Source organism: Prevotella ihumii, assembly GCF_900155655.1.
Taxonomy (GTDB): Bacteria; Bacteroidota; Bacteroidia; order Bacteroidales; family Bacteroidaceae; genus Prevotella; species Prevotella ihumii.
Genome location: NZ_LT706987.1, coordinates 570184 through 583273, shown reverse-complemented (window position 1 = coordinate 583273; position 13090 = coordinate 570184). Strand labels below are relative to the sequence as shown.

At 45.0% G+C, this 13090-nt stretch carries 9 protein-coding genes; 8 read left to right on the top strand and 1 reads right to left on the bottom strand.

All coding sequences use genetic code 11. The features are described 5' to 3' along the window. The first annotated feature begins 582 nt into the window (after nucleotides 1–582). The 8 genes from tet(Q) (at nucleotide 583) to CZ367_RS02665 (ending at nucleotide 11032) form a co-directional block, all read left to right on the top strand. Entirely contained in the window at nucleotides 583–2508 is a 1926-nt protein-coding gene (gene tet(Q) / locus CZ367_RS02700) for a tetracycline resistance ribosomal protection protein Tet(Q) (protein WP_077195545.1), read from the top strand. Next, nucleotides 2508–4826 (top strand): hybrid sensor histidine kinase/response regulator, encoded by a 2319-nt coding sequence (locus CZ367_RS02695; RefSeq protein ID WP_002560997.1) that lies wholly within the window; start codon nucleotides 2508–2510, stop codon nucleotides 4824–4826. The genes tet(Q) and CZ367_RS02695 overlap by 1 nt, the downstream gene beginning before the upstream one ends. Then, on the top strand, nucleotides 4819–6141 hold the full coding sequence (locus CZ367_RS02690) for a sigma-54-dependent transcriptional regulator (RefSeq protein WP_002560996.1): 1323 nt from the start codon (nucleotides 4819–4821) through the stop codon (nucleotides 6139–6141). Before CZ367_RS02695 ends, CZ367_RS02690 begins: the two co-directional genes overlap by 8 nt. A 279-nt stretch (nucleotides 6142–6420) precedes the next feature. Next, nucleotides 6421–6843, top strand: a complete 423-nt coding sequence (locus CZ367_RS02685) for a dihydrofolate reductase family protein (RefSeq protein ID WP_002560995.1) — start codon at nucleotides 6421–6423, stop codon at nucleotides 6841–6843. Between the two features lie 238 nt (nucleotides 6844–7081). Beyond that, nucleotides 7082–7684 (top strand): RteC domain-containing protein, encoded by a 603-nt coding sequence (locus CZ367_RS02680; RefSeq protein ID WP_002560994.1) that lies wholly within the window; start codon nucleotides 7082–7084, stop codon nucleotides 7682–7684. Between the two features lie 140 nt (nucleotides 7685–7824). After that, complete coding sequence (locus CZ367_RS02675) at nucleotides 7825–9276, top strand: ATP-binding protein (RefSeq protein WP_002560993.1); 1452 nt, start codon at nucleotides 7825–7827, stop codon at nucleotides 9274–9276. Between the two features lie 9 nt (nucleotides 9277–9285). Continuing rightward, a complete protein-coding gene (locus CZ367_RS02670) occupies nucleotides 9286–10449 on the top strand; it encodes a GNAT family N-acetyltransferase (protein ID WP_002560992.1) in 1164 nt (387 codons plus the stop codon). Between the two features lie 16 nt (nucleotides 10450–10465). Further along, nucleotides 10466–11032 (top strand): hypothetical protein, encoded by a 567-nt coding sequence (locus CZ367_RS02665; RefSeq protein ID WP_002560991.1) that lies wholly within the window; start codon nucleotides 10466–10468, stop codon nucleotides 11030–11032. Nucleotides 11033–11073: 41 nt separating this feature from the next. Here CZ367_RS02665 and mobC read toward each other — a convergent pair whose 3' ends face one another. Beyond that, nucleotides 11074–13083 (bottom strand): conjugal transfer protein MobC, encoded by a 2010-nt coding sequence (mobC, locus tag CZ367_RS02660; RefSeq protein ID WP_002560990.1) that lies wholly within the window; start codon nucleotides 13081–13083, stop codon nucleotides 11074–11076. Nucleotides 13084–13090: the final 7 nt, after the last annotated feature.

The window sequence follows — 13090 nt, the reverse complement described above, 5'->3', positions numbered from 1 at the left end:
TGTAGGATGGCAACTGCATTTTTTTTCTTTTTGGGCAGCCCTTATTAAAATTTATTCTTATTTTAGGTTATATACATTCATGTCCATTTATGTAAAAAATCCTGCTGACCTTGTTTATGTCTTGTCAGTCACCATTTGCAAAACCATATTTGACCCTCAAAGAGGCTGAATTTGATAAGCAACTTGCTACATACTCATAATAAGGAGCTAAATAGAACACGAATGGGAAATACTCAAATGCCAAACTAAAGAAGATATTGGCCAAAATAAACGTTATACCGAGAGAGAAACTTGATTTTTTTCAACTTCCTAAAACGTTGTTGTTCAAACATTTCTACTTATTTGTACTTACCAGTTGAACCTACGCTTCCCTAATAAAATGTCTATGGTAAAAAAAGTTAAAAAATCCTCCCACTTTTGTTAGATATATTTTTTTTGTGTAATTTTGCAATCGTTATGCGGCAGTAATAATATACATATTAATACGAGTTAGTAATCCTGTAGTTCTCACATGCTACGAGGAGGTATTAAAAGGTGCGTTTCGACAATGCATCTATTGTAGTATATTATTGCTTAATCCAAATGAATATTATAAATTTAGGAATTCTTGCTCACATTGATGCAGGAAAAACTTCCGTAACCGAGAATCTGCTGTTTGCCAGTGGAGCAACGGAAAAGTGCGGCCGTGTGGATAATGGTGACACCATAACAGACTCTATGGATATAGAGAAACGTAGAGGAATTACTGTTCGGGCTTCTACGACATCTATTATCTGGAATGGAGTGAAATGCAATATCATTGACACTCCGGGACACATGGATTTTATTGCGGAAGTGGAGCGGACATTCAAAATGCTTGATGGAGCAGTCCTCATCTTATCCGCAAAGGAAGGCATACAAGCGCAAACAAAGTTGCTGTTCAATACTTTACAAAAACTGCAAATCCCGACAATTATATTTATCAATAAAATTGACCGTGACGGTGTGAATTTAGAGCGTTTGTATCTGGATATAAAAACAAATCTGTCTCAAGATGTCCTGTTTATGCAAACTGTTGTCGATGGATTGGTTTATCCGATTTGCTCCCAAACATATATAAAGGAAGAATACAAAGAATTTGTATGCAACCATGACGACAATATATTAGAACGATATTTGGCGGATAGCGAAATTTCACCGGCTGATTATTGGAATACGATAATCGATCTTGTGGCAAAAGCCAAAGTCTATCCGGTACTACATGGATCAGCAATGTTCAATATCGGTATCAATGAGTTGTTGGACGCCATCTCTTCTTTTATACTTCCTCCAGAATCAGTCTCAAACAGACTTTCAGCTTATCTCTATAAGATAGAGCATGACCCCAAAGGACATAAAAGAAGTTTTCTAAAAATAATTGACGGAAGTCTGAGACTTCGAGACATTGTAAGAATCAACGATTCGGAAAAATTCATCAAGATTAAAAATCTAAAGACTATTTATCAGGGCAGAGAGATAAATGTTGATGAAGTGGGCGCCAATGATATCGCGATTGTAGAGGATATGGATGATTTTCGAATCGGAAATTATTTAGGTGCTGAACCTTGTTTGATTCAAGGATTATCGCATCAGCATCCCGCTCTCAAATCCTCCGTCCGGCCAGACAGGCCCGAAGAGAGAAGCAAGGTGATATCCGCTCTGAATACATTGTGGATTGAAGACCCGTCTTTGTCCTTTTCCATAAACTCATATAGTGATGAATTGGAAATCTCGTTATATGGTTTGACCCAAAAGGAAATCATACAGACATTGCTGGAAGAACGATTTTCCGTAAAGGTCCATTTTGATGAGATCAAGACTATCTACAAAGAACGACCTATAAAAAAGGTCAATAAGATTATTCAGATCGAAGTGCCACCCAACCCTTACTGGGCCACAATAGGGCTGACGCTTGAACCCTTGCCGTTAGGGACAGGGTTGCAAATCGAAAGTGACATCTCCTATGGTTATCTGAACCATTCTTTTCAAAATGCCGTTTTTGAAGGGATTCGTATGTCTTGCCAATCTGGTTTACATGGATGGGAAGTGACTGATCTGAAAGTAACTTTTACTCAAGCCGAGTATTATAGCCCGGTAAGTACACCTGCTGATTTCAGACAGCTGACCCCTTATGTCTTCAGGCTGGCCTTGCAACAGTCAGGTGTGGACATTCTCGAACCGATGCTCTATTTTGAGTTGCAGATACCCCAAGCGGCAAGTTCCAAAGCTATTACAGATTTGCAAAAAATGATGTCTGAGATTGAAGACATCAGTTGCAATAATGAGTGGTGTCATATTAAAGGGAAAGTTCCATTAAATACAAGTAAAGACTACGCCTCAGAAGTAAGTTCATACACTAAGGGCTTAGGCGTTTTTATGGTCAAGCCATGCGGGTATCAAATAACAAAAGGCGATTATTCTGATAATATCCGCATGAACGAAAAAGATAAACTTTTATTCATGTTCCAAAAATCAATGTCATCAAAATAATGGAGCGGTCAGGAAATTTCTATAAGGCAATACAGTTGGGATATATACTTATCTCCATTCTTATCGGATGTATGGCATATAATAGCCTCTATGAATGGCAGGAGATAGAAGCATTAGAACTTGGCAATAAAAAAATAGACGAGCTCCGAAAAGAAATAAACAATATCAATATTCAAATGATAAAATTTTCTCTATTGGGTGAAACAATACTGGAATGGAACGATAAAGATATCGAGCATTACCATGCACGGCGTATGGCAATGGACAGTATGCTCTGCCGTTTCAAGGCCACCTATCCAGCAGAGCGCATCGATAGTGTGCGCAGTCTTTTAGAGGATAAGGAACGACAGATGTTCCAGATAGTCCGGTTAATGGATGAACAACAATCTATTAACAAGAAGATAGCCAATCAAATTCCGGTTATTGTGCAGAAAAGTGTGCAGGAACAGTCCAAAAAGCCAAAACGAAAAGGTTTCTTGGGCATCTTTGGCAAAAAAGAGGGAACGAAGCCAACGACAACAACGACTACGCTCCGTTCATCCAATAGAAACATGGTCAACGAACAGAAAGCGCAGAGCCGTCGATTGTCAGAACAAGCCGATAGTCTTGCTGCCCGTAATGCAGAACTTAACAGACAACTGCAAGGATTGATTTGCCAAATCGAAAAGAAGGTACAATCTGATTTACAAAATAGAGAAAGCGAGATAACAGCGATGCGTAAAAAATCATTTATGCAGATAGGCGGCTTGATGGGATTTGTTCTTTTGCTGTTGGTCATTTCCTATATCATCATACACCGTGATGCAAAGAACATTAAACGATACAAACGCAAGACAACGGATTTGATCGAGCAATTGGAACAGTCCGTGCAACAAAATGAGGTACTCATAACCTCCCGAAAGAAAGCGGTACATACTATTACCCATGAGTTGCGTACACCACTGACGGCAATAACTGGCTATACCGAACTTTTGCGGAAAGAATGCAATAGCGGTAATAATGGGCAATATATCCGAAATATACTGCAATCCTCCGACCGTATGCGGGATATGCTCAACACTTTGCTTGACTTCTTCCGCCTGGACAACGGCAAGGAACAGCCCCGTCTGTCACCCTGCCGGATTTCTGCAATCACGCACACACTTGAAACGGAGTTCATTCCTGTTGCAGTGAACAAAGGGTTGTCCTTGTCCGTGAAGACTGGACACGATGCCATTGTATTGACCGACAAAGAGCGAATAATACAAATCGGGAATAACCTGCTGTCAAACGCAGTCAAGTTCACAGAAGAAGGCGGTGTTTCTTTGATTACTGAATATGATAATGGAGTTCTGACACTGGTCGTTGAAGATACAGGTACAGGCATGACAGAAGAGGAACAGAAACAAGCGTTCGGTGCGTTTGAACGTCTATCAAATGCCGCCGCAAAGGAGGGTTTCGGGCTTGGGCTTGCCATAATGCGTAATATTGTGTCGATGCTTGGCGGAACAATCCGTTTGGACAGCAAGAAAGGGAAAGGCAGTCGTTTCACAGTTGAAATTTCTATGCAGGAAGCTGAAGAACAGCTTGGATATACAAGCAATACACCTGTTTATCATAACAATAAATTCCATGATGTTGTCGCCATTGACAATGATGAGGTATTACTTCTGATGCTGAAAGAGATGTACTCCCAAGAAGGAATACACTGCGACACTTGCACCGATGCTGCGGAACTGATGGAAATGATACGCCAGAAAGAATACAGCCTGTTGCTGACAGACTTGAATATGCCCGGTATAAACGGTTTCGAATTACTGGAACTGTTGCGTTCGTCCAACGTGGGCAATTCACCAACAATCCCGGTGGTTGTGGCAACCGCTTCGGGCAGTTGTAACAAAGGGGAACTATTGGCAAAAGGCTTTGCCGGATGCCTGTTCAAGCCGTTCTCCATATCGGAGTTGATGGAGGTTTCCGACAGGTGTGCCATAAAAGAAACACCGGACGGGAAACCGGATTTTTCAGCTTTGCTGTCTTACGGCAATGAAGCCGTTATGCTGGAAAAGTTGATGACGGAAACTGAAAAAGAGATGCAGACAATACGGGAAGCGGCAACAGAAAAAGACCTGCAAAAGCTGGATTCCCTGACACACCACCTGCGCAGCTCGTGGGAGGTGCTACGTGCCGACCAACCGCTAAATGTACTTTACAGATTGCTTCATGGCGATGTACTCCCGGATGGTGAAGCGTTAAGCCATGCCGTGACTGCCGTGCTGGATAAGGGAGCGGAAATAATCCGGTTGGCAGAAGAGGAAAGGAGAAAATACGAAGATGGATAAGACAACAATAATTGTGGTAGAAGACAATATCGTGTACTGCGAGTTTGTCTGCAACATGCTGGCGCGGGAGGGCTACCGCACCGTGAAGGCTTACCACCTCTCAACCGCGAAGAAACATCTACAACAGGCGACAGATAATGACATCGTGGTTGCCGACCTGCGCCTGCCTGACGGTAACGGCATTGACCTTTTGCGCTGGATGCGAAAGGAGGGAAAGATGCAGCCCTTCATCATTATGACCGACTACGCCGAAGTTAATACCGCCGTGGAAAGCATGAAACTCGGCTCGATAGACTATATTCCCAAACAGCTTGTGGAGGATAAACTTGTCCCCCTGATCCGTTCCATACTGAAAGAACGTCAGGCAGGACAACGCCGTATGCCTGTGTTCGCCCGTGACGGTTCCGCATTTCAGAAAATCATGCACCGTATAAGGCTGGTAGCCGCTACCGATATGAGCGTGATGATATTCGGAGAGAACGGCACGGGTAAGGAACATATTGCCCACCACCTGCACGACAAGAGCAAGCGGGCAGTCAAGCCATTCGTGGCGGTGGACTGCGGTTCACTCACCAAAGAGCTTGCGCCCTCGGCCTTCTTCGGACACGTCAAGGGAGCGTTTACAGGAGCAGATTGTGCCAAGAAAGGATATTTCCATGAGGCGGAAGGCGGCACGCTGTTTCTGGACGAGGTAGGAAACCTCGCGTTGGAAACCCAACAGATGTTGCTCCGCGCCATACAGGAGAGGCGGTATCGCCCGGTCGGAGACAAGGCAGACAGGAGTTTCAATGTCCGCATCATCGCCGCCACCAACGAGGATCTGGAAGCGGCAGTGAGTGAAAAGCGTTTTCGGCAGGATCTTCTGTACCGCCTGCACGACTTCGGGATAACCGTTCCTCCGTTGCGTGACTGTCAGGAAGACATCATGCCGCTGGCAGAGTTCTTCCGTGATATGGCAAACAGAGAGCTGGAGTGTAGCGTGAGCGGGTTCAGTTCCGAAGCACGTAAAGCGTTGCTGACACACGCATGGCCGGGCAACGTGCGGGAACTTCGGCAGAAAGTTATGGGTGCTGTATTGCAGGCGCAGGAAGGTGTTGTCATGAAAGAGCATCTGGAACTTGCCGTGACGAAACCGACCTCTACTGTCAACTTCGCCCTGCGCAATGACGCGGAGGATAAGGAGCGGATATTGCGTGCGTTGAAACAGGCAAACGGCAACCGGAGTGTCGCCGCCGAACTGCTCGGAATAGGCAGGACAACACTATACAGCAAACTTGAAGAGTATGGACTTAAATATAAATTCAAGCAATCATAGCCTGTAATTCACTGAATTTGGCTATCTTTGCATAACATTTGAGAAAAACGGCGATTGGCAGGAGCTTTTCGCCGCCAACATATAGGATAAGACCGCAAGGCGTTTCAAGCGAAAATCTGGTAAATTGGAACTACGGAGACGATTGCGTGATGCTTATGCTATGCTTACGCATAGCGTGCATTCACGTACTCTCCGTAAAGGCTTTACCAGAGCCATCGCTTGAAGGTAGTGTGAATTGCACGCTACTTTTTTGCCCTTGCCTAATGAAAGGTAACGATTATGGGTAAAGTTCAGATTCTCGCCGTACTGACGATGGACGGATGTCTTTCTTCAGAGTTATATTATAAAGCACATCAGGATTTGTGCCTTGACCGTTGCGGTCTTGATGAAATCAGGAAGAACGCCCTTTACCGCGTGACACCAGACTATTCCATTTCAATGCTGCACGAATGGAGAAAAGACGGCACAAACATCCGTTACCTCGCGGAAGCCACACCGGACACGGCAGACTATATAAACGGACTACTGCGTATGCACGCTGTGGATGAAATCATACTATACACCGTTCCTTTCATATCCGGAAGCGGACGACATTTTTTTAAGTCGGCTCTGCCAGAGCAACACTGGACGCTTTCCTCTTTGAAAAGTTTTCCCAACGGTGTATGCCGCATTATCTACATCCTTGATAAAAAAGCAAGATAGCCAAAATGTGCGGCAAGCATACATTTTTATTTTCAAGAATAGAATAAATGTTCTGATTACAAACAATTTAAGTCGGAGATAATTTGTCCCTGTGAAAAAATATTGAATTTTATACCACTGAAATACAACACTTTGTAAAATTGAGCGTTGGATTTTTTGTTTTCTGCCGCGTTTTTTGCCAATTATATTCATGTGCGCATACCGAAAACAGAGTGTAAAATTTCAAAATTGACAGGACATGAATTATTTTTTATTGGCGGAAACCGAGTTCTTCCGCCGGATAAACGAAGCCGGAGACTGCAATATGGAAAAAGCATACACGGCTTTCGCCACCCAAGTAATAGAACTGTGCAACGGCGGCATGGACATGAACCTTACCGTCATCGCGCTTGCCTACATCGAAATCGAGTTGCAGCACCATCCGGTGCGTAATCTGTCAGAAGAAAGAAGAGAGATTGCCGCCTACGTCAGCAAGGCTCTGTCTTTCGTAAGAAAGATGCAGAAATTCCTTGCCACGCCCCAAGTGCCACCACTAATATCCGCCAACAACGCAACAGAAACCACCGCCAGCCTTCTTTGGACGGGCAACGCCATCGACCTCGTGGAACTTATCTACGGCATAGACGAGATGGGCTGTATCAACAACGGCAATATGCCGCTAAAACAGCTCGCCCCGATTCTCTACAAGATATTCGGTATTGAGTCGAAGGATTGCTACCGCTTCTATACCGACATCAAACGTCGGAAAAACGAAAGCCGTACCTATTTCCTCGACAAGATGCAGGAGAAACTGAACGAGAGAATGCTGCGCGATGAAGAGCTGGAACGTATGAGAAGATAAAATCAGGTATAAGCGGGAGAATGGTATCATGCTGTTCTCCCGTTTGAGTAAAATCTATACGAAAAAGGGCGTTTTCGGCGCGCTATTGCCCCGAATTTCAGCGAAAAACGCTATCTTTGTACAATTGTTACGAATTGAATATGAACATAGACAACCTCGATATAGTAAAACAACTGATAGCCGAAAAGGAAAACGGGCAGGTGGAGTTCAAGGAAACCACCGGGCAGTTGGAGCGCGGCATGGAAACGCTCTGCGCTTTCCTTAACAGCGAAGGTGGCACGGTGTTGTTCGGTGTGACCGACAAAGGAAAGATCATCGGGCAGGAAGTGAGCGACAAGACGAAGCGTGATATTGCGGAAGCCATCCGGCGTTTTGAACCATTTGCCACACTCGAAGTTTCGTATATCAGTATCCAAAATACAGACAAGAGTGTGATAGCCTTGTCTGCGGACAGCCAACGTTATATGCGTCCGTTCTCCTATAAGGGACGGGCTTATCTTCGATTGGAGAGCGTGACATCCTCCATGCCGCAAGACGTATATAACCAACTGCTTATGCAGCGAGGTGGGAAATACGCTTGGGAGGCGATGACGAATCCCGACATCAAAGTTACTGACCTTGATGAACATGCCATTATGGGAGCGGTACGTGGAGGCATCCGGTGCGGTCGCCTACCCGAAGCCACCATAAGGGAGGATTTGCCGACCATACTCGAAAAATTCAACCTGTTACATGACGGAAAACTGAATAATGCTTCCGCAGTCTTGTTCGGTCGTGATTTTTACTTCTATCCCCAGTGCCTGCTTCGGTTGGCGCGTTTCAAAGGAACTACAAAAGACGAGTTTATAGACAATCAGCGTACCACTGGCAATATCTACACACTGCTGGACACTGCAATGTCGTTCTTTTTCAAGCATCTTTCCCTTTCGGGCAAAGTTGAAGGCTTGTATCGGGAGGAAGAGCTTGAGATTCCTTACAAGGCATTGAGGGAATGCTGCACAAATGCCCTTTGCCACCGCTCATACCACCGTCCCGGCAGTTCGGTAGGAATTGCCATCTATGATGACCGTGTGGAGATTGAGAACAGTGGAACTTTTCCGCCGGATATAACAATGGAAAAGTTATTGAGCGGGCATAATTCAGAACCTCAAAACCTGATTATTGCGAATGTTCTGTATAAAAGCGAGGTTCTGGAAAGCTGGGGACGAGGCATCGGGCTTATGATAAGCGAATGCCGGCGTGTCGGCATTCCCGATCCGGAGTTTCATACAGATGGAAATAGTGTATGGGTTATTTTCCGCTATACCCGAAAAACTGTGGGGCACGACCCGACAATTACCCGACAGTTACCCCACAGTCACCCCACAGTTACCCCACAGGTGGAAAAGGTGTTGTCTGCAATCGGCACACAGACACTTTCAACCAAAGAGATTATGTGTGTGATAGGATTAAAGGACAAAAGTAATTTTTTAGAACTATATCTGTATCCAGCCATAAGGCAGAATTTGGTAGAGCCTATTTACCCGGAAAATCCGAAACATCCCCGGCAGAAATATCGTCTTACCGATAAAGGAAAAGAACTGTTGATATAATAACGGGGTATGGTGGCGAAAAAGAAGAAACAACAGGGGCATTACTGTCGGATTTGTAGCGAGTACAAAGCCAACGAGCAATTCAGCGGCAAAGGACACTCGCGGCATATCTGCAAGGAATGCCGGTCGCTTCCCGATGATGTGAAGGCGGACATGGTGCGCTGTAACGAGGTGGAACGAGCCGTTTTCAAATGCCCGATGAGCCGTCAGGACTGGGAACTGCTGGAAAAATATGCCAAGAAGTACAAGGACAAGGAATCCGGGCAGTTCGCTCAGGATATGTTGGACATGAAACGGGGCAATCAGACACCGGACGAGGATATGGAAGAGGATGATGTTTTAATAGAAGGCATCTATGAAGAGGAAACCATACCATTTGCCGAACTGGAGGATGACATCCGTTATCAGTTGGAAGAATTGTTGGCGGACAACATCAACGAGTTCATGATACACAAGAATTACATTCCCGAAGGCAAGGAACTGAAAGACATCAACGAATGGGTCATGAAAGAAACCCGTGACACCTTTTTTATAAAGGTTATTCCCGATGCCGCTTATGACAGTCTGGTGGAAGAAACGATCAACAGGCTTGTGAAGGAATGGAAAGAGGACGGATTTGAGATAAAGACCTATTCCGCATCGCTGGTCGTCATGGAAACGGAACGGCTGCTTATCCGCAGGATAACCCGTAAGGATATGGACGCACTCCTTGCCATAATGGGAAAGCCGGAAGTCATGTACGCTTGGGAACACGGCTTTACCAAAAAGGACGTGCGCAAATGGATAAACAGGCAACTCATCCGATACCGCAAGGACGGGTTCGGATATTTTGCCGTCATACTGAAAGAAAGCGGCGCATTGATAGGACAAGCCGGTCTGATGAATAGTACCCTAAACGGGAACGAGACTGTCGAGCTTGGCTATATACTCGATAACACATACTGGCATAACGGTTACGGTACGGAAGCCGCCCGCGCGTGTTTGGAATACGCCTTTGGAGAGCTGGAACTGAAAACTGTCTGTTGCAGTATCCGACCGGAAAACGTGGCATCCATCCGTGTGGTTGAAAGGCTGGGAATGACCTTGTGCGACAACCATACAATAATATACAACGAAAAAGAAATGCCGCATCAGATATATGTGGCAACCAATAGTAAATCCTATATCTTATAAGCGAAATCACTCAACAATGAAAACAAATAATATTAATTTATTTTGCGATATAGTTACTCAAAGGTCAGGAGAACATTCTTGCGCTATAAATATTTTGTTGCAACAACAATTATATGGGCAGGTAATATCTATTCTGCGTCAAGAATTAGATTCTATGGTAAGAGTTATGTTTTTGTTGTCAATTAGCGATTTAAACCTTAGAGAGCATTTTATAAACCAAACTTTGGAGGGAATAAAATGGTCTTATCCCAATACAAAGAAAGTCGTGACCGATAAACAAATGGTGGATTTAGCTGATAAATTTTATGGCTGGCCTTTTTTTGTTTATAAATTAGGATGCGCTTTTATTCATCTTTCAGCAATGGTATATTATAAAAACAGTAATCCATTTTTGCTTTTATCTGTTTCAGAAAGAAATGACATCACAAGGTTTTTACATCAATATCATAGTTTCCCGTTAGAGTTGGAATTGAATTTGGAAAATATCATCCCATATCTTGATAAAGTATTTAATAAAGTTTCAAGTAACTTAGCATGTTACATTGAAGATTTACGTCAAAATAAACTTTTGGAGGAATATTAAAATAAGGGAGGATTTTAGCTATCCTCCCTTATTTTAATAGGTTACTTCTGCTGCAACAGATGCTTCAGGTTGTCATCGCCCGCGATGCGCTCCAATTCCTCCTGAACAATCTGCTTCACCTCCTCCTTGATGCGCCGGTAATTTGCCTGCACCGTTTCCTTCATGCGGTCGTTGCCGTCTGCGTCAGTGAAATCGGTAATAACGGGGATTTTCTTGTAGGCACTTTCCTCCCGTTTTACCTTATCGGCATCCACCACAATCTCGCAGTGGAAAATCTTCTGTTCGATACGCTCGTTGAAGTTGTCGGACACCGAACCGACAAACATTCCCTGCGTCAAACCGGAAATCTTGCTGGGCGGGATAAGCGCGTCCATCTGCGTGTTAATGGAGGTGGAAACATCCTGCCGGTTGATGGAGATAGACTGCCGTTTCTGCAACACCTTACCGAATCGTTCCGATAGTGTCTTTGCCGTTTCACCTACCACCTGCCCGGAGAAAATGTTACCGACCGTATTCATCACCACTTTCGCCTCCTTATCACCGTAGTCGCGCACCAGCTGGCTGAAATCCTGAAATCCCAGACACACGGCAACCTTGTTGCTTCGGGCGGTAGCTATAAGATTGTCCAACCCTTTGAAATATATCGTCGGCAGCTCGTCTATGATGACCGACGACTTCAGCATCCCCTTCTTATTGATGAGCTTCACGATGCGGGAGTTATACAATCCGAGAGCCGCCCCGTAGATATTCTGACGGTCGGGATTGTTGCCCACGCATAGGATTTTCGGCTCTTCGGGATTGTTGATGTCCAGCGTAAACTCGCTGTCCGACATCACCCAATAGAGCTGCGGTGAAATCATCCTCGAAAGCGGAATTTTTGCCGACGCTATCTGCCCCATGAGCTGCTCCGCAGCCCCTCCGAGCCACGCATCCATGAACGGGGAAAGGTAGTTCTCCAGTTCGGGATAGGAAGTCAGTATCGGAAAAATATCCTCGTAGCGGCGGTTCAAAAATTCGATGGCATGGGGAAACGTGCAATATTTCCCGTTCTGATAGATTTTAAGATACCATATAATACTGGCGAACAAAATGATAGGTGATTCCACAAAGAAGTCACCCTGCTTTTGCACCCACGTTTTATTGAGGTTGAGCATTATTGTATAGGCACTCTCGTAGGCGTCCGTAATATCTTCCATAAAATCCGGGTGAATGGGATTGCACCGATGAGAGCGTCGCGGGTCGTCGAAGTTGATCACATAGAACTTCGGCTTCACCTTGTAGCCGTCAGGGTGGTTCAGCAGATGATTGTAGGCAATGGTGGACAAGTCGCTGAATTTGAAGTCATACACGTACATCAAGAAGCCCTTTTCAATCTGTTGCTTGATAAAATTGTTTACCACGGCGTATGACTTGCCGCTGCCCGGCGTACCCAACACGATGGACGCACGGAAGGGATTCACCACATTGATCCAACCGTTGTTCCAACGCTTTTTGTAATAGAAGCGTGTCGGCAAATTGACCGAATACTCGCTTTCGATGAGTCTTGTTTCCTGCATGAAACTCTCGTTCTCGTTGTTGAAAACATCCTCCATCAAATTGTGTTTCAACAGACGGCTCATCCACAGACCTCCCATCAACAGGCAGACATAGCCCGTACCGATGGTAAGGACATACAGCCCCATCACCGCCTCAATCGGAAGCGGCAGAGCCAGTATCCACCAGTTTAGGAAAAACAGCACGGACCCGGCGGCGAGTGCCGTCCATATTCTTCCCCAAGTGATTTTCTCTCCCTTGACCCCCTTTGTACCCAGACAGGACAGGGCAAGCAGCAGGACGGCAAACAGCTTTGTGTACAGTATGGAATGGAACAGCCCCGCCGTGCGGTCGAAGTTCAGAAGGATTCTGTCCACCACACCGATGTTCACGCCCCACAGCCGGATGACTTCGTAACAGAACCAGTACACGTTCATAACCACTAAAATAATACTCACGGCACGCAGAAAATCCATGATTTTCGCCAATGCCCTCAAATCGTCTTCTTGTTGTGACATACATTGA